The following is an 18842-nucleotide window of genomic DNA, read 5'->3' as shown; positions in this document are numbered from 1 at the left end:
GACCATGAACCGCATCTATCGCCTCGTTTTCAATGCTGCCCTCGGCCAGGTCCAGGTCGCCGGTGAGTTCGCCAACGCGCCACAATGCCGTGCAACACGCGCGGGCCGCGCTGGGCAGCTGTTGCTCTCGTTGCTGGCTGCAGCAGTGCTGGCCGTCCTGGCGCCGGCCACGCAGGCCGCTGACCTGCCGACCGGGTTCGCTCCGGTAAGCGGCAGCGCCACGCTCACCCAGGCGGGCAACACCATGAGGATCAGCCAGAATGGCAAGGTCTCGCTGATCAACTGGACCACCTTCGACATCGCGACCGGCCATGCTGTCGCTTTCGACATGCCCAGTACAGCGTCCGGCTCGATCAACATCATTTCCGGCGGCTCCTCGCAGATCAGCGGCAGTCTTTCCTCCATCGGCAACGTCGTGCTGGTGAACACCAGTGGGATCATCTTCAATCAGGGTAGCGTCATCGATGTAGGCGGACTGCTCGCGACTTCCCTGCCGCCCACCAATACCTTCAACGTCGGCGCTGGCAGCGAGCTGCCGCTGAACTGGGAATTCAAGGCATCGGGCGCTCCTGCTGCCATCGTCAACGAAGGCACCCTCATCGCACAGAGCGGCGGCGTCAATCTGATCGGCGGCAGAGTGGTCAACGCCGGCGACATCTCCGCCGCTGGCAACGTCAGCCTGGTCGTCGGTAACCGCGTCACGTCCAGCCTGATGTCTCCCAACGGCACAGAACCGGGACGCTGGAACCACGTCGTCACCGACGTGGCCACAAGCAGCGGAAGCTGGGCTGTGAACAACACCGGAAGGCTTTCCGGCAGCGCAATCGACCTTCACGCCAAGGTCAACAATGCGCTTTTCTCCGGTGGCATCAACAGCACCGGCATCATGCAGGCGCATGGCATCAATGGCGGCAGTCTGATCGTGCAGACCAGCGGTGCCGCCCATCTGGACTTCGGAGCGACCACCAACATCGGTCTGGTCAGCAGTGAGAGTTCGCAGCTGAGTGCGCTGGGCACGCTCAATGCCAGTTCCATTTCGCTCATGGCCAACGGGCCCCTCGAACTGGGCGCCAGCCTCAACGCTGGCAACATTTCCCTCATCGGTTCCAGCATTTCGCAGCAGTACGATGGCGCCGTAGGCGCGCTGAAGGGCGACGTGGCGCTGGAGACGCAGGGCAACGCCCAGCTTGACAGCAGCAGCAACGCCATCACCAACCTCAGAGGTTTCGTGGGGCTTGGCCTGCTACTGAGCTCGACGACCGACGTGGCACAGAACGGACCGCTCGCCGTAGCGGGCTCCACCCTGCTCAACGGCCTTGCCGATCCCTCCGGCAGGATCGCCGGCTTCACCTTCGACAGGACTGACAACATCTTCGCCACTACCATCAATGGTGCAGGCGGGGCCTTGGTGCTGAACAGTTCCGGGCTGCTGAACCTGGGTAGCCTCGACGTGGTCAGCCTCGCCGTCCAGGCCAATGCGATCAGGCTTATGGGCAGCATCGGCAGCGTCGGAAGCCAGACCTACACTGGTCCGTTGACCGTTTCCGCCGCCGCCACGCTGTACAGCACCGGCAGTGGTGCACTCACATTCAACGGAACGATCAATGGCGCCGGTGCGCTGATGATGGATACCGACGGTGCCGTCACCTTCGGCGGGGCGGTCGGCGGCTCCTCGGCGTTGGGGACATTGACTCGCGTCGGCGCCGGTACGACGTGGCTGAACGGAAACGTCACCACCAGCGGTGCCATCGACATCGCCGGCAATGTGCTGCTGGGGGGCGATGTGCAGCTGCGCAGCACGTCGGGACAGGCCATCAGCCTGGGCGGTACGGTAGACAGCTCCGGGGCCGCACGCGCGCTCGTCGTCGATACCAGTGGCGCGACCACCTTCGGTGGTGCGATCGGTGCCACCACCGCGCTGGCATCACTGCAGACCCTGGGCGGTGGCAGCACACGGCTGGGTGGCAATGTCACCACCAGCGGTACCATCGACCTGCAGGACAATCTGCTGCTCGGCACTGACGCGGCGCTGACCAGCACCGGCAACCAGGCCATCACCCTGGGCGGTACCGTGGACAGCACCGGCGGCGCACGCTCGCTCACGCTCGCGACCAATGGGCTGGCGACGTTTGGCGGCAGCGTGGGCGGCAACAGTGCGCTGTCTTCGCTGCAGCGCACGGGTACCGGCGGCACCCGGGTGGGCGGCAACATCACCGCTACCGGCGATATCGTGCTGCAGGGCGGCCTGCAGGCCACCGGTTCGACCGCCATCTCGAGCACCGGCAACGGGCGCATAGACGTGGGTGGCCCCATCACGGCCAGCGGCGGCGTGGCCCTGTCCGGCGGTGACATCATCGTGGGCGGCGACATCAGCGCCGCCAGCGTGGGCATCGACGCTGCCACGTTCTCCGGGGCTGGCATCACCAGCAACAGCACACTGGACATCAACGTGGCTAATGGCGCGTTGCTGCAGAATGGTGCCTATATCGCAGGTGGCAATGCAGCATTCAGCGCGGCCGGTGACATCGTCCTGACCAATGCGCAGAACCAGCTGGGCGGCCCGGTGTCGCTGCACGGCGAGGATGTCACCCTGGCCAACCAGGGCAATCTGCGGCTCGGCAGCGTCGATGCGCAGACGCTGCAGGTGAACAGCACCGGGTCGATCAGCCAGGCGAACAACACCCACCTGGATGTCACCGGCACCAGCAGCTTCACCAGCACCGGCGGCATCTCGCTGCTGGGCACCGGCAACGCATTGGCCGGGGCTGTATCCCTGAGCGGCGGCGCCGCCCAGATCACGGCCAGCGGTGACCTGCGCTTCGGTGCCCTCACCGTGGATTCGCTGATTGCCAACGCAGATACCGTCTACCTGCCACAGCTGCTGACCACCCTCGGCGGGCAGTCCTACAGCGGCAGGCTGATGCTGGAAGGCGACACCGCCCTCAGCAGTACCTTGGGAGCGCTGGCGTTCACCGGTACGCTGGAAGGCCCGCATGCCCTGTCGCTGCATGCCAGCGGCACAGTCCTGCTGGGTGCCACGGCAGACATCGGCTCGCTGGGCTCCACCGCCACCGAAACACAGCTGGCGGCCGACCTCACCACCGCCGGTGACATCAGCCTGGCCAACACCCGCGTGGTCGGCGATGTAGCGCTGACCAGCACGGCCGGTTCGGTGCAGATCAACGGCGTCGTCAATGGGCTGCAGGACAACAGCGATTCGCTGTCCATCGCCGCCGATGGACAGATCGCGCTGCAGGGCGCAGTCGGCAATGCCGATCGCCTGCACGACCTTTCACTGTCGGCCGCAACGGTGTCGACGGTCGCGGTGGAAGTGGGCAACCGCCTTGCCATCGACAGCATCGGCAGCATCAACCAGGGAGGCCGCTACGGCGTCGGCGGAACGGCCCGCTTCGCATCCAGCGGGGATATCACGTTGCTGCATTCCAGCAATGCATTCGGCGGTGATGTCGAGCTGACCGGCAACCACGTGCAGATTGCCGCCCAGGGCCCGCTGTCGCTGTCGGGGGTCGACGCGGACCTGCTGCTGGCGACGTCAGGCGACCAGCTCAGCGTGCGCGACGCCCGCGTGGCCTCCTCCTCCACGTTGACCGGCCAGGCCGTGTTGCTGGATGACGTGGCCCTTGGCCAGACCGCCGATGTGGTTGCACTGGGTGGGAACATCACCCAGCAGGGCGGCGTGCGTGTGGATGGCCCGAGCCAGTGGATCGCCGCAGGCAACGTGCTGCTGGACAACGACGCCAACCAATTGAATGGTGCGGTCACTGCGCAGGGCAACACGGTGTCACTGGCCACCGCTGGCGCGCTTGACGTCGCCAACGTACAGGCATCGGGCCAGGCCACGCTGCGCGGCAATGGCGTGTACCTGGGCTCCGTGCAGGCCACGGGCCTGCAGGTGGACAGCAGCGCCGGCATCACCCAGGGCAGCGCATTGAACCTGGCTTCCGGATCGCGGTTCACTGCCGTCGACGACGTGCTGCTGGACAACGCCGGCAATGCGTTCGGCGGCGGCATACAGCTGGTGGGCCGCAACATCGACATCCGCAGTGCCGGTGGGCTGCTGCTGAACGGCGTGGAGGCCAGCGGCAGCCTGCGCGCCGCTGCAGCAGGCGGCAGCCTGCTGCAGAGCGGCGATGTACGCGTGCAGGGCCGCAGCGATCTGCTGGCCGTCGGCAGCGTGCAGCTCGACCGTGCGGGCAACCAGTTCGGCGGGCCCGTGGCTGTGGAAGGCCAGTCCATCCTGCTGCGGGCAGGCAGTGGTCTGGACATGGAGAGCGTCCGCAACGGCAGCAACGGCGCCGTGCAGCTGCTGGCGACGGGCGATATTGATGTGGCTGGCGATGCCATCGATACCGGCAACAGCCTGCTGAGCCTGTTGTCCTCCGCCGGTCAGGTCCGCACCGCCACTGCGCTGCGCGGAGGCCAGGTCAGCATCGGGGGCGTGGAGGGCATCCGCATCGGCGGCGACATCACCGCCACCACGCTGGCCATGACCTCGGCCCGCAACGATGTGCTGCAGCAGTCCGGTCGCATCCAGTCCGGCAATGCCCTGTTGAGCGCCGGGCAGGGCGATCTGCGGCTGACCAGTGCCGACAACCGCTTCAACGGCGTGACCACCCTCTACGGCCGCGACGTAGACATGGCCGCGGGTGGACTTCTGCTGGGCGACGTCGCCGTCAGCCGCAACCTGAAGCTGGACAGCAGCGGCAGCATCACCCAGCAGGCACAGATGCGCGTCACCGGCACCAGCGATCTGCGCGCCGCCGCCGACATCACCCTGCTCAACACCGGCAACGACTTCGGGGGAGATGTTGCACTGCGTGCCCAGCAGGCAGGCATCCATGCCGGCCAGGCACTGTCGCTGGCACAGGTGCATGTGGACGGCCTGGTGGCCAGCGCCGTGGGTGATCTGTCGCTGCACGATGCCACTGTGGCCGGCCAGGCACAGCTGGACGGCGCGTCGATCACCCTGGCCCGCGCGGACGTGGGCAGGCTCGATGCCACGGCCAGCAACGGCAGCATCACCCAGACCGATCGCGCAGGCCTGGGCGCAGGCAGCACATTGACCGCCAGCGGTGACGTGCTGCTCGCCCATGCCGGCAACCAGCTGGGCAGCGGTCTGCAGGTGCAGGGCCGCAACGTCAGCCTGTCCACGCTGGGCGTGCTCGACCAGGCCGATGTGCTGGCCACCGGCCTGGTACAGCTGGCTGGCGAAGGCGTGCAGCTGGGTGCGGTCAACGCAGGCAGCCTGCAGGTGGACAGCACGGGCGACATCGGCCAGCGCGTTGCACTGCAGGTGGCGGGGGACAGCCGCTTTGCCGCCAGCGGTCACATCGCGCTGGACAATGCCGGCAACCAGTTCGGCGGCGGCGTGCAGCTCTCCGGCAACGATGCAAACATCGCAAGCGCCGGCCGCCTGCGTCTGGATGGTGTGGCGGCAGCCGGTGACTTCACCGCCGTGGCCCATGGTGGCAGCATCGGCCAGACCGGCAGCGTGCAGGTGCAGGGCCGCAGCGACCTGACGGCCCGCGACGACATCATCCTGCAGGCGGCCGGCAACAGCTTCGGCGGCGCGGTGGCGCTGGACGCCGCCGCCATCACCCTGCAGGCCGACAGCAGCCTGCAGGTGGACGGCCTGCATACCCGCAACGATGGCACGGCCTGGCTGCAGGCCGTGGGCAATCTGTCGCTGGTGGGCAATGCGGTTGATCTGGGAAGTGGCGCGCTGCTGGCCAACGCAACGGCCGGCGCATTGAGTACCGGCACAGCGTTGAAGGGCGGCGCGGTGGTACTGCAGGGCCGCGATGGCGTGGCGGTGGGCGGCGACATCACGGCCGGGCAGCTGGTACTGAACAGCAGTGCCGGTGACGTGCAGCAGCAGGCCGGACGCATCCAGGCCAGCGGCCCCAGCGCCGTGGTGAGCAACAGCGGCGACATCGTGCTGGGCAACACCGGCAACCGTTTCGATGACACCCTGCTGTTGATCGGCCGCGATATCCGCCTGGCCGCAGGCGACCTGCAGCTGGACGGTGTGCAGGCCAGCGGCGATCTGCAGCTGGACAGCAGCGGCAGCATCACCCAGAGCGAGGGCATGCGCGTGGCCGGCAGCACCGATCTGCGCGCCGCCGGTGACATCACCCTGCAGCACGCCGGCAACCGCTTCGATGGCGAGGCGGCGCTGCGCGGTGGCCGGGTCGCCATCCGTGCCGATGACGGCCTGTCGCTGGCCGGTGTCGCCGTGGATCAGCTGGATGCCAGCACGCTGGACGCGTTGTCGCTGACCGATGCGGTAGTCAGCGGCGACGCCGTGTTGCAGGGCGGCTCGATCCTGCTGTCCGGCAGCGATGTCGGCAGGCTTGATGCCACGGCCAGCGCCGGCAACATCACCCAGAGCGGTGCCATCAGCGCGGGTGCGGGCAGCCAGCTCAGCGCCAGCGGTGACATCGTGCTGGACGACAGCGGCAACCAGCTGGGCAGTGGTCTGCAGGCACAGGGTGGCAACATCACCCTGGCCAGTGCCGGTCTGCTGCATCTGACCAACCTGCAGGCCAGCGGCATGGCGCAGCTCAGTGGCAAGGATGTGGTTCTGGGCGTGCTGGCTGCCGACCGCCTGTGGGTCGACAGCGGCGCGGGCATCGGCCAGAGCGGTGCGCTGGTGATCGGCCACGACAGCCGCTTCAGCGCCGCAGACGATGTGATCCTCGACAATGCCGGCAACCAGTTCGGTAGTGGCGTGCAGGTGGATGGGCGCGACGTGCGCATCGCCAGTGCCGGTGCACTGCAGCTGGACGGGGTGACCGCCAGGGGTGACCTGGCTGCACGCGCACTCGGCGGTGATCTGACCCAGGGCGATGCGCTGACGGTGGCCGGTCGCAGCGATCTGCTCGCCAGCGGCACCCTGGTTCTTGCCGATGCAGGCAATCAGTTCGGCGGCGCCGTGGCACTGCAGGGGCAGGCGGTGGTACTGCAGGCCGGTGGCAACCTGCACGTGGATGGCGTGCGCAACGCCACCAACGGCGGGGTGCAGCTGTCGGCGGCGGGCGATCTGCAGGTGGACGGCACGGCCATCGATACGGGCACGCAGGCGCTGGTACTGACCAGCCACGGCCAGCTGCGCAGCGGCACGGCGCTGCAGGGCGACAGCGTGCGGCTGCACGGTGGCAGCGGTGTGCTGCTCGGAGCGGATGTGTCCGCCGGCCGTGACCTGCAGCTGGGTAGTGGTGGCGGCGATATCGTGCAGTCGGGCGGTCGCATCGTGTCCGGCGGCAGCACCGGGGTCGATGCAGGCAGCGGCAATGTCATCCTGGCCCAGGCGGGCAATGACTTTGGCGGCACGCTCGATCTGCGTGGCGCGAACATGGATGTTGCCGGTGGTGACCTGCAGCTCGCCAGCGTGACCGCCACGGGCGCGGTGGCGCTGGACAGCAGCGGCTCGATCATCCAGACCGGCGCAGTGGTGGCGGCCGGTGATGCCCGCTTCAACGCGGCCTCCAGCATTACGCTGCAGCAGGGCGGCAACCGCTTCGGCGGCAACGTGGCTGTGCAGGCGCAGCAGGTCGCTATTGCCAGCGATGCGGCGCTGGCCCTGCAGGCCGATATCAGCGGTGATCTGCAGGCCCGCAGCGGCGGACGGCTGCAGCTGCAGGGCGAAGTAGGCGGCACGGCCCGCCTGCTGGGCGGCCAGGTGAATCTGGGCCGGACCACCGTGGGTGGAAACCTGCAGGTGGACAGCAGCGGCACGCTCAGCCAGGACGCCGCGATTTCGGTGGCCGGTGCAACGCGCCTGTCCAGCCGCGGTGCGGTGGTCATGGACAACGCAGGCAACACCTTCGGTGGTGATGTGGATGTAGCCGGCAACCACATTGCGCTGGCGGCCAGCGGCGATCTGCATCTGGCGCAGGTGGACACCTCCGGCGGCGCCGGTCTGGTGCCGCAGGCGGCGGGCGGCGCGGTGCAGATCGCGGCCACCGGCAACCTGGTGCTGCCGGCCACGATCATCGATACGGGGACGGCGGACCTCAGCCTGTCGTCCGGTGGCGTGCTGCAGACCCGGGCGGCGCTGGCCGGTGGCAATGTCAGCCTGGGCGGAAGCCAGGGCGTGCAGCTGGGCCACGACGTGCGTGCCGGCGGCACGCTGGCCGTGGACAGCAATGGCAGCATCACCCAGTCCGCCGGCACGCTGAGCGCAGCGCGGCTGCAGGGGCGCGCGGGCGGGGCCGTGGTGCTCACCGGAGCCAACCAGATCGATGCACTGGGCGATTTCACGGCGGCCAGCCTGGATCTGGCCACCCAGGGCGGGCTGCAGGTGCAGGGCAACGTGCGCAGCAGCGGCAACCTGCAGCTGCAGACCCGTGGCGGTGATCTGCAGATCGATGGCAGCGTGCAGGGTGACAACGTGCGCCTGCTCTCGGCCGGGCACATCGCTGCCGGTGACAACGGCAGCATCATTGCCACCACCCTCAGCGGCCGCGCCGCCGGTGCCACCCGCCTGGGTGAAGCCGGCCGGTTCGTGGCCAACCAGGTGCAGACGCTGGGCGACTTCCAGTCACGCGGCGGCTTCAGCCTGACCAACGCCCGCACGCTCACCCTGGCCTCGGTCAACGGCAGCAGCTGGAGCGTCGATGCCGGCATCGCCGACTTCTTCCTCAAGGTCGATGGCGGTGACCTGCTGCAGTCCGGCACCACACCGGTGTACGCCGGTACCAGCCACTGGTGGTCCAGCGGGCACAGCGGTACGCAGCCGGCACCGATCTACCTTGTCAGCGATGGCATCCAGCACACAGTGGATCATGTCGGCCAGCCGCCGGCCTACTTCTACGCGTACAACCGGCAGTCGATGCCGCTGGTGCTGGTCGGCGCACTGAACGTGCCCACCGCCATCCTCGGCGCACGCGCACAGGGTGGTGTGCTGCCACGTGTGGCGTACCTGGACATGGGCGCCCTGAATGTGCAGTACCACGTCTTCCGCATCGTGCAGGCGGGTATCCGCCTGCCAGCCGGCCAGGCCCCGGCCTGCGACAGCGCCGATCCGGACGCGGAGTGTGCGCAATGATTCCTGATGATTCCTGCCATGCCCGGCCACGCGCGCCGAGCGCGTGGCGGGGGCCGAGGAACCGGACTGTGAACGGGGGGCGATCAGGCGCTGGCGTCCCTGCAGCATCCGCGACCTGCGCGTAGCGGTATACCTGGCCACCGCCCGGAGCCTGCGCACGACTGGCTTGCCTGCGCAGCCAGCCGTTCGTGCACCGGCACCGATGTGCAGGATGCATGCCGGCGCCAACTTTATTTGCCGCCTACGACGATCCATCCACGCATGGCGTGGATCCACCCGCCTCATGGGCGGAGTCGGATCCCTTCCCATCGGACAGGGCTCTGACCCCGGCAGCGGATCCCATGCGGATCACCAGCTGTACAGCTTCCAGTACACCGGCGAGACGCCGTCCTTCCTGCTGTCCATGCGGCCATCGCCGTTCTGGTCGTACATGTAGTACGGCGCGCCGCGCGACGGGGTCACCTTGACCATCCGCAGCTGGCCCGACACACGGTATTCCTCGACCACATCGCCGTTGTCCATGGTCCGGCTGGACACATCGGCGCCTTTGACGTCAACCGGGGGAGCGCCCGCACCGCCCATGCTGGTGCAACCAGCAAGCAGGAGCAGGGAAGCCAGCATCAGGGTCTTCATCGGGCAGGGCCTTTGCAGCGGTCGGGCCTCGATTATGCCCCATCGCTGCGTCGTGGCCGTGTCGCCGCGGTGCAGGCACGGGCGCGTAGAATCGTCGCATGAGCAGATTAGTCCTGATCGACGGGTCCAGTTACCTGTACCGCGCGTTCCACGCGCTGCCGCCCCTGTCCAATGCAGAGGGCGAGCCCACCGGCGCGCTGTTCGGCGTGGTCAACATGCTGCGCTCCACGCTGAAGGAGCGTCCGGCCTACGTCGCCTTCGTCGTCGATGCCCCGGGCAAGACCTTCCGTGACGACCTGTACGACCAGTACAAGGCCAACCGCCCGCCGATGCCCGATGAACTGCGCAGCCAGGTCGAGCCGATGTGCCGCATCGTCGAGGCGCTGGGCATCAGCATCCTGCGCATTCCCGGTGTGGAGGCCGATGATGTGATCGGCACGCTGGCCCTGCAGGGCGTGGCGCAGGACCTGGAGGTCACCATTTCCACCGGCGACAAGGATTTCGCCCAGCTGGTCCGCCCCGGCATCGAACTGGTCAACACCATGACCGGCAGCCGCATGGATTCGGACGCGGCGGTGATGGAGAAATTCGGCGTGCGTGCCGACCAGATCGTCGACCTGCTGGCGCTGATGGGCGACACCGTGGACAACGTGCCCGGCGTGGAGAAGTGCGGGCCGAAGACCGCCGCCAAGTGGCTGGCCGAATACCAGCACCTGGACGGCGTCATCGCAGCCGCGCCGACCATGAAGGGCAAGATCGGCGAGAACCTGCGCGCGGCGCTGGAGCGCCTGCCGCTGAACCGCGCGCTGGTGACCATCCGCACCGACGTCGAGCTGGACGCATCGCCGGCCACCCTGGCGCTGCGCGAGCAGGACGTGCCGGTGCTGAGCGAACTGTACGCCCGCTACGGCTTCACCCAGGCGCTGAAGGAGCTGGGCGGCCCGCTGCCGGCACCGGCTGCCGCAAGCGAAGCCACGCCGAGCCTGCGCGGCACCGCCGCTGGTTTCGCCCGCGTCAGCGCCGAGGCGCCGGCTGCCGGTGAACTGGACCCGGCGCTGTCCGCACCGGGCGACTACGAAACCGTACTGACCGGCGAGCAGCTGCAGGCCTGGGTCGAGCGCGTGCAGCAGGCCGACCTGGTCAGTTTCGATACCGAAACCGATGCGCTGGACGCGATGCGTGCGCGCCTGGTGGGCATCAGCCTGGCGGTCGAGCCGGGCAAGGCCGCCTACATCCCGGTCGGCCACGATTATCCGGGCGCACCGGCACAGCTGCCGCTGCAGCAGGTGCTCGACGCGCTGCGCCCGGTGCTGCAGGACCCGGCAAAGAAGAAGCTGGGCCAGCACGGCAAGTACGACCTGCATGTGCTGCGCCGCCATGGCGTGGAGGTGCAGGGCTACCACGACGACACCATGCTCGAGAGCTTCGTGCTCAATTCCACCGCCACCCGCCACGACATGGATTCGCTGGCCCTGCGTTACCTGGGCTACACCACCATCAAGTTCGAGGACGTGGCCGGCAAGGGCGCCAAGCAGATCCCGTTCTCGCAGGTGGGCATCGACGAAGCCAGCCGCTATGCGGCCGAGGACGCCGACATCACCCTGCGCCTGCACCACGCACTGCAGCCGCAACTGCTGGCCGAACCGGCACTGGACAGCGTGTACCGCGACATCGAGATGCCGCTGGTGCCGGTCCTGACCCGCATCGAAGCCAATGGCGTATGCATCGATACCGATGAGCTGCGCCGGCAGAGCCACGACCTGTCCTCGCGCATGCTGGCCGCGCAGCATAAGGCCACCGAACTGGCTGGGCGCAGCTTCAACCTGGATTCGCCCAAGCAGCTGCAGGCGGTGTTGTTCGATGAGCTGAAGCTGCCGGCGGTGGTGAAGACCCCCAAGGGCCAGCCCAGCACCAATGAAGAAGCGCTGGAGGCGATTGCCGACCAGCACGAACTGCCGCGGGTGATCCTCGACTACCGCGGTCTGGCCAAGCTGCGCAGCACCTACACCGACAAACTGCCGGAAATGGTCAACCCGGACACCGGCCGCGTGCATACCAGCTACCACCAGTCCGGCGCCGCCACCGGCCGCCTGTCATCGTCTGATCCGAACCTGCAGAACATCCCGATCCGCACCGAGGATGGCCGCCGCATCCGCCGCGCCTTCGTGGCACCGGAGGGCTTCCAGCTGCTGGCCGCCGACTATTCGCAGATCGAACTGCGGATCATGGCCCACCTGTCCGAAGACCCGGGCCTGGTGCGCGCCTTCGAACAGGGCGCCGACGTCCACCGTGCCACCGCCGCCGAGGTGTTCGGGCGCACGCTGGAGGAGGTGACGCCGAACGAGCGTCGCGCGGCCAAGGCCATCAACTTCGGCCTGATGTATGGCATGAGCGCCTTCGGCCTGGCCCGCAACCTGGGCATCGACCGTGGCCAGGCGCAGGATTACGTGGCGCTGTACTTCAGCCGCTACCCGGGCGTGCGCGATTTCATGGAGCGCATGCGCCAGCAGGCGCGTGACCAAGGCTACGTGGAAACCCTGTTCGGCCGCCGCCTGTATCTGAATGACATCCACGCCCGCAACCAGGGCCTGCGTGCCGGCGCCGAACGCGCGGCGATCAATGCGCCGATGCAGGGCACCGCAGCAGACATCATCAAGCGGGCGATGGTCTCGGTGGACCAGTGGCTGCGCGACAGTGGTGCGCCGGCGCGGATGATCCTGCAGGTGCACGACGAACTGGTGTTCGAAACCGAAAGCAGTTTTGTCGAAGACTTGCGTTTGCAGGTTGTCGAACGCATGTCGCAAGCGGCTCAGTTGCGCGTGCCGCTGGTCGTCGACACCGGCGTTGGCGCGAACTGGGATGAGGCGCACTGATTCGCATTCAGGCTAAAAACGCCATGAATCGTTCATTTGTACGATTTTTCTGACTCAAACATGAATGTTTCCGGCATGCGCCTACAATTAATTGGGCCCCTTCACGAACCGTTAGTGTTCGGAGTGGTTTTATAACTCCCGACAGGCGCAACGCCTGTTGTGGATCTCTCCCATCCCCTGGAGCAGATCTCGGAACGGGGGCTCCTCCCCAAGCGCCCGTTCCCCGGCCCCGTTGACCTCCCCCTGGTCAGCGGGGCTTTTTATTTTCCGGGTTCAGATCCCTTTACCCGTCGGGCAAAAAGCTCTGACCCCAAGTGCTAGGCTGTGACACCGCTCCGCAAGGGAAACCGCAATGCCCGATCTGTTTGCACTGGCGATGCCGTGGTGGGAATTCATCCTGCGCGCGGTGGTGGTCTATGTCGTCGTGCTGGGCATGGTCCGCCTCAGCGGAAAGCGCGCGCTGGGGCAGATCACCCCGTTCGATGTGCTGCTGATCGTGCTTCTGGGCAATGCCGTGCAGAACGCGCTGCTGGGCACCGACACCTCGCTGGGCGGTGGCCTGCTGCTGGCCGCCACGCTGATCCTGCTCAACTATGGCGTGGGTTGGTTGACCACCCGCAACCGGCGCATGGAACGGCTGATCGAAGGCGAGCCGGTGGTGATCGCCCGCGACGGCCGCCTGCTGGCCGCGGTGCTGCGCCGCGAGCTGGTCAGCACGGCCGATTTCGAAGCCGCGCTGCGCCAGCAGGGCTGCCTGCGCGTGGAAGATGTCGAACTGGCGCTGCTGGAAACCACCGGCCACATCACCATCATCCCGCGGCAGAACTCCGCGTAGCGTCGAAAGCAGCCGAGCATCGGCTCGGCTCTACACTGCAGAAATCCGCATAGAGCCGAGCCCACGCTCGGCTGCCCTTCGCGTGGCGCTACGGCCTCACACCCAGTCGCGCGGCACCAGGTAATCGGCCAGCCGCGCTTCGGCGCTGCCGGTGTCCGGGCTGAAGCCATATTCCCAGCGTACCCGCGGCGGCAGGCTCATCAGGATGCTCTCGCTGCGGCCGCCACTCTGCAGGCCGAACAGCGTGCCGCGGTCATAGACCAGGTTGAACTCCACGTAGCGGCCGCGACGGTACAGCTGGAACTCGCGCTCGCGTTCGCCGTAGGCGGTGTCCTTGCGCTGCTGGACGATCGGCAGGTACGCATCGAGGAAGCCATCGCCCACCGCGCGCAGGTAGTCGAAATCGCGTTCGAAGTCGCCGTGCAGGTCGTCGAAGAACAGGCCGCCGACACCGCGCGTTTCGTTGCGATGGCGCAGGAAGAAATACTCATCGCACCAGCGCTTGTGCGCGGCGTAGCGTTCCTCGCCGAACGGCGCGCACAGGTCACGCGCCACACAGTGCCAGTGCTGCACGTCTTCATCGAAGGGATAGAACGGGGTCAGGTCGAAGCCGCCACCGAACCAGCTGGCCACCACTTCACCATCGCGCTGCGCCTGGAAGAAGCGCACGTTGGCGTGGGTGGTGGGCACGTAGGGGTTGAGCGGGTGGAACACCAGCGATACGCCGGTGGCGCGCCAGGACGCGCCGGCCAGTTCCGGGCGGTTGGCCGATGCCGATGGCGGCAGGCGGCTGCCGCACACATCGGAAAAGCCGATGCCAGCCTGCTCGAACACCGCACCCTCGCGCAACACGCGGGTGCGCCCGCCACCGCCCTCGGCCCGCTGCCACAGGTCTTCCTGGAAGCGGGCCCGGCCGTCGGCAGCCTCGATGGCTGCACAGATGCGGTCCTGGAGGTCGATGAGGTAGGCGCGCACGCGCTCGAATTCGTTCATGGCGCGTACTTTACCGCAGGGCCTGCCCAAAGCTGCGGGCAGGCCCTGGCGGGCTCAGCGCTTGCGGTTGGAGTTGCGTGGCGGGGTGCCCCCTGCCGCCGTGTCTTCCATGGCTTTCTGCAGGGCCCGGCCCAGTTCCAGCGCGCCCCAGTTGCCGGTTTCCAGCACGTCGCAGGCGACGTGGCGGCCACTGCCATCGGCGTTGCACAGCTGCCGCAGCGTGGCATGGGCATCCACCTCGGGGCTGTGCTCGTGGGCGGTGACCAGGTTCTCGCAGCCCTCGCGCACGCCCGCGCGGCACACGGTGGTGAAGTGGCCGGCCGCCTGCGGCCACTGCCCGGACATCGCCAGGCGATTGCCCAGCACGTTGCAGCCCTGCAGCCTGCCCTGTGCGCAGCAGTCCTCGGCAGACCCGTCGGCCAGCGCCTGCGGGCAGTCCTGCGGCAGCGGCAGCACGGTGTACTGCTTCGGCGCGCTGCAGCGGGTGGCGCCATCGCCGGTGGCGGTGAACACCTGGTAGCGGGTCCACCTGTCCAGGCCGAGCAACTGACCGCCCGGCAACGGACGCAGCACGAAGTCGCCGCCCTTGTCATGACGGATGCGGATGTCGCCGTCTTCGATACGTGCACGCAGCTGGCTGTTCCAGCCGGTGCCGACCAGGCCGGCATCACCGAATTCCAGCGTATCCATCAGGCCGCCATCGGCCTGGAAGCTGCCGCAGGGAAGTGTGATGGCCGGCTGTGGCTTCAGCGCAGGACCCAACGCCTGCAGCGCGGGCAGATGGGTGCAGTCGGCGCCTTCACCCCCCGTTGCGCAGGACAGCGCCAGTGCCTGCACCGCCTGCAGGTGGTCGCCCGATTCCCAGGCCAGCTCGGCCACGCGCGCGCAGAAGCGGTCATGCGGAACCTGCTGGCACAACTGCAGCAGCTGCTGGCGCTGTCCGCTGGGAACCACCACCGGTGTCGACGGGGACACCATCGACTTCATCGCTTCGGCCATCGCCACGCCCATCACCGCCCTGACGATCTTTTCCTGCAGCGCTTGATCGTCTTCCAGTGCGGCGGCACAGGCGGGCGTCTCGTTGCTGAAGCCGCCCTCGCGGCAGGCGGCGGGCAGCTCGATGCCGGCCAACGCCGCATCGACGATGGCGTTCTGTCCGGATGCGTCCGGCTTGGCCGGCACACTGGCATCGTCATGCCAGCGATCGGCCAACTGCAGGCACATGCCGGGCACCCCTTCGCGGCACGCGGCTTCCAGCGCGGCAGGCGTCGCTTCGCGACGGTTGTCCAGGCAGGCCGCCGCATCGGCCAGGCAGCTTCCCTCAGCGGCGGCGGCCGCGACGGCGCAGGTTGCCGGCTCCTGCAGGTTGAAGACCGTGCCATCCACCTCGACCGTGCGGCCGCGGTCGCGTACCTGCAGTTCCCGGGGCAGCCCGTATTCAAGGTTCACCAGCTGCAGTTTCCCATCGATCTGCTGGAAAGCGACCGGAGAGGGCGCGCTGCCGAAGTGCTTCTGCTCGCCACGGTTGGCTGATTGGATGCGCAGGGTGCCGCTTCCTTCTTCGGCCTTGAACAGGCCACACTGCGGTGACTGTGCGGCGGCCATCGGCGCAGCCAGCAACAGTGCCCAGGCCAGCCAGCGGCGGCGCGGTGGGGGTGAACGCATGTCGTCTCCTTGACGATCGAACGGAAAACTCCAGACGCGACGGCGAACCAAGGCCCTCGCGCGGGGGCGTGCATTGTGCCGTGCCCGGCATGAGCTTGTAACGCTGGTAGCCGTTACGAGTATCCATGCTGAGCAGGTCGCCATGGCCAAGCTGGCGCAGCACGAGAGCTTCAGCGTCCTGCTGCAGGTGGATGGCGCCATCCTGAAGGCGGGCCCGCGAGCCGTCGCCGACGTCGAGCAGATCGATAACGCCACCATCAGTCTGGTAGCGGCCGCGCGGCACCTGCTGCAGCGGAACCCGGCGCAGATCGGCGACGAGGGCACGCCGTGGCGCGATACGCTCACAGGCGCTGGCACAGCCTGCATCGCAGTTCACCTGCAGGGTTCGCACCGCCAACGTCGGGTCAAGTGCAATGCCGCACTGCGGTAGCCACCGTACTGCAGGACTGCGGGGGCCGTTGACGGCGGGCGGTGCGACAGAAGCCAGGCATGCAGGCAGAAACAGGCAGGCAAGCAAGCGCATGTGGCCACCTTGGCCAGCGATGACGGCAGATCAGCGGTAGCGCGCGCGGATGTCCGGCCGCAGCAGGCGCCACGCCAGCCAGCCCTGCATGCCTGCAAACAGCACCGAGGTGCCGACCAGGGTGACGGTGAACAACAACCGCTGCATGTTCAGTTCCTGCGCCATCGCGGCGTTGTCGGCGATCAGCGCGATCAGCTGCCGCAGCACGCGGTCCAGCCACCAGGCAATCACGAAGTTGGCCGCCGCGCTCAGCACCAGGGTCCAGACATAGCCCCACAGGCCCCACAGGCGTTCACGCCACAGCCCCCAGCTGGCGGCCGCCGAGGCCAGGCAGAGCACGGCGGCGCCCAGCGATGCGCCCACCGGGTTGGCCAGCATCCACCACAGGCTGCGATCCACCCGGTGTTCCCACGCCAGGCTGACCAGGTGCTGCCAGAAGGGCGTAGCACGCAGGGGCAACGCGACCAGCCCCTGCAGCACGAAGTACACGGCCAGCAGCAGGCACAGCCAGAACGAGCCCATCGCTACCGGGCCCACCCAGTGGTTGCTGCGGGGCGTGGCGGGCGGCGCGGGGATCGGGGGAATGGGCGCTGACATCCAGTGTCCTTGCAGGCGGTGCCCGCGCAATCAGCGGGCCGTCGCCAGGGCGGCGACCGCCGGCAGGATATGGTGTTCGCTCAGGGGTGCCAAGCGCAGGCCATGCGGTGGCCGCAGCGGCACCCAGGCCAGCTCGGCGATCTCCGCGCGTGCGCTGGGCATGCCCGCCACCTGCACCCACCATGCCTGTGCCTGCACGCGGTGGCCGGGTTCGTTCACCGCCCAGTCCTCGAACCGGCCCAAGGCCATCGCGCTGGCAGCATCGAGCTGTACGCCCAGTTCTTCGTCCAGCTCGCGGGCCAGGGCCTGCAGCGGCGCTTCGCCCGCCTCGGGCTTGCCACCGGGCTGGATGAAGCGGTCGGCGCCGTGCTTGCGCACCACCAGTGCCCGGCCGCGGTCATCCAGGATGACCGCGGCCACGATGTGGATCGTGGCCGCGGCGTCGCTCACTTCAGGTTCTGCTCGAACAGCTTGAGGATGCGCTTGTACTGGTCCAGCCAGGAATCGGCACGCACGTAGCCGTGGCGTTCCAGCGGGTACGGGGCGATGGACCAGTTGTCCTTGTGCAGTTCGATCAGGCGCTGGGTCAGGTGCACCGAGTCCTGGAAGAACACGTTGTCATCCATCATGCCGTGGGCGATCAGCAGGTTGTCCTGCAGGTTCTGCGCGTACTCGATGGGCGAGGACGTACGGTACGCCTCCGGGTCGATGTCCGGGGTGTTGAGGATGTTGCTGGTATAGGCGTGGTTGTAGTTCTGCCAGTCCAGCACCGGGCGCAGCGCGGCACCGGCCTTGAACGTGCCCGGCGAACGGAACAGCGCCATGAAGGTCATGAAGCCGCCGTAGGAACCGCCGTAGATGCCGGCGTGCTCGCGGTCACCCTGCTGGGTGTCGACCAGCCAGTCCAGGCCGTCCTTGTAGTCTTCCAGCTCCGGGTGGCCCATGTTGCGGTAGATGGCCGTGCGCCAGTCGCGGCCGTAGCCCTCGCTGCCGCGGTAGTCCATGTCCAGCACGATGTAGCCCTTCTGCACCAGCAGGTTGTGGAACATCTGCTCGCGGAAGTAGGCCGGGTAGCGCTGGTGCACGTTCTGCAGGTAGCCGGCACCGTGTACGAACATCACGATGGGGTACTTCTTCCCCGGCTCCTTGTGCTCGGGTTCGTAGTACTTGGCCCAGACCACGCCGGCACCGTGCTTGGACGGTACCGCCACCAGTTTCGGCTGGATCCACTCGCGTGCCTTGTATTCGGCGGTGCGGGTGTCGGTCAGCACGCGCGCCTGGCCACCGGCACTCGGCACCACGGCCAGCTGGGCCGGCAGGTAGGCGGCGGAGTAGCGCACCAGCAGCTGCTGGCCATCGGGCGACAGCGAGAAGTCTTCCACGCCGTTGAGGCTGGTCAGTTCGCGCACCTGGCGGCTGCCGGTGTCGACCGCGCAGACTTCATAGTCGTGCGGGGCCTGCTGGTTGCACAGGAAGTAGAAGCCCTTGCCATCGGCCGACAGCACCGGCGCGGAGGTTTCCCACTTGCCGCTGGTCAGCGCCTGCGGCCTGGCCGAACCGGCCTGGGTGTACAGGTGCGAGTAGCCCGATTCCTCGGACAGCAGCCACAGCGTGCGGCCGTCGGCCATCCAGCCGAAATCGTTGAAGCCCCAG

At 67.8% G+C, this 18842-nt stretch carries 10 protein-coding genes; 4 read left to right on the top strand and 6 right to left on the bottom strand.

Annotation, left to right across the window (positions count from 1 at the left end):
* Window positions 1-4: 4 nt before the first annotated feature.
* On the top strand, window positions 5-9070 hold the full coding sequence (locus tag ACQKDV_RS03625) for a filamentous hemagglutinin N-terminal domain-containing protein (protein ID WP_427782426.1): 9066 nt from the start codon (window positions 5-7) through the stop codon (window positions 9068-9070).
* A 348-nt stretch (window positions 9071-9418) separates the two neighbouring features.
* Here ACQKDV_RS03625 and ACQKDV_RS03620 read toward each other — a convergent pair whose 3' ends face one another.
* A complete protein-coding gene (locus tag ACQKDV_RS03620) occupies window positions 9419-9703 on the bottom strand; it encodes a DUF2782 domain-containing protein (RefSeq protein ID WP_427782425.1) in 285 nt (94 codons plus the stop codon).
* A 98-nt stretch (window positions 9704-9801) separates the two neighbouring features.
* On the opposite strand from ACQKDV_RS03620, the gene polA reads away from it, so the two are divergent.
* Together polA and ACQKDV_RS03610 are read left to right on the top strand one after the other, a co-directional pair.
* Window positions 9802-12576: a DNA polymerase I gene (gene polA, locus ACQKDV_RS03615; RefSeq protein ID WP_427782424.1), complete on the top strand. Its 2775-nt coding sequence runs from the start codon at window positions 9802-9804 to the stop codon at window positions 12574-12576.
* 352 nt (window positions 12577-12928) lie between these two features.
* Window positions 12929-13411, top strand: a complete 483-nt coding sequence (locus ACQKDV_RS03610) for a DUF421 domain-containing protein (RefSeq protein ID WP_427782423.1) — start codon at window positions 12929-12931, stop codon at window positions 13409-13411.
* A 96-nt stretch (window positions 13412-13507) separates the two neighbouring features.
* Here ACQKDV_RS03610 and hemF read toward each other — a convergent pair whose 3' ends face one another.
* Window positions 13508-14404, bottom strand: a complete 897-nt coding sequence (hemF, locus tag ACQKDV_RS03605; protein WP_427782422.1) for an oxygen-dependent coproporphyrinogen oxidase — start codon at window positions 14402-14404, stop codon at window positions 13508-13510.
* Window positions 14405-14458: 54 nt separating this feature from the next.
* On the bottom strand, window positions 14459-16069 hold the full coding sequence (locus tag ACQKDV_RS03600; RefSeq protein ID WP_427782421.1) for a hypothetical protein: 1611 nt from the start codon (window positions 16067-16069) through the stop codon (window positions 14459-14461).
* Between the two features lie 142 nt (window positions 16070-16211).
* Between ACQKDV_RS03600 and ACQKDV_RS03595 the strand changes: the two genes are divergently transcribed.
* On the top strand, window positions 16212-16499 hold the full coding sequence (locus ACQKDV_RS03595; protein ID WP_427782420.1) for a hypothetical protein: 288 nt from the start codon (window positions 16212-16214) through the stop codon (window positions 16497-16499).
* Window positions 16500-16622: 123 nt separating this feature from the next.
* Here the strand turns inward: ACQKDV_RS03595 and ACQKDV_RS03590 are convergent, their stop codons facing one another.
* From ACQKDV_RS03590 to ACQKDV_RS03580, 3 genes are all read right to left on the bottom strand, one after another.
* A complete protein-coding gene (locus ACQKDV_RS03590) occupies window positions 16623-17189 on the bottom strand; it encodes a hypothetical protein (protein WP_427782419.1) in 567 nt (188 codons plus the stop codon).
* Between the two features lie 30 nt (window positions 17190-17219).
* A complete protein-coding gene (locus tag ACQKDV_RS03585) occupies window positions 17220-17639 on the bottom strand; it encodes an NUDIX hydrolase (RefSeq protein ID WP_427782418.1) in 420 nt (139 codons plus the stop codon).
* Window positions 17636-18842 (bottom strand): S9 family peptidase (locus ACQKDV_RS03580; RefSeq protein ID WP_427782417.1); only part of this gene is annotated, 1207 nt, incomplete at its 5' end. The genes ACQKDV_RS03580 and ACQKDV_RS03585, both read right to left, overlap by 4 nt.

Origin of the sequence: Stenotrophomonas sp. NPDC077659 (genome assembly GCF_050268705.1) — a bacterium.
Classification (GTDB): domain Bacteria; phylum Pseudomonadota; class Gammaproteobacteria; order Xanthomonadales; family Xanthomonadaceae; genus Stenotrophomonas.
Note: the sequence above shows the minus strand (reverse complement) of the source record. Positions and strands in the feature narration are given on the sequence as shown.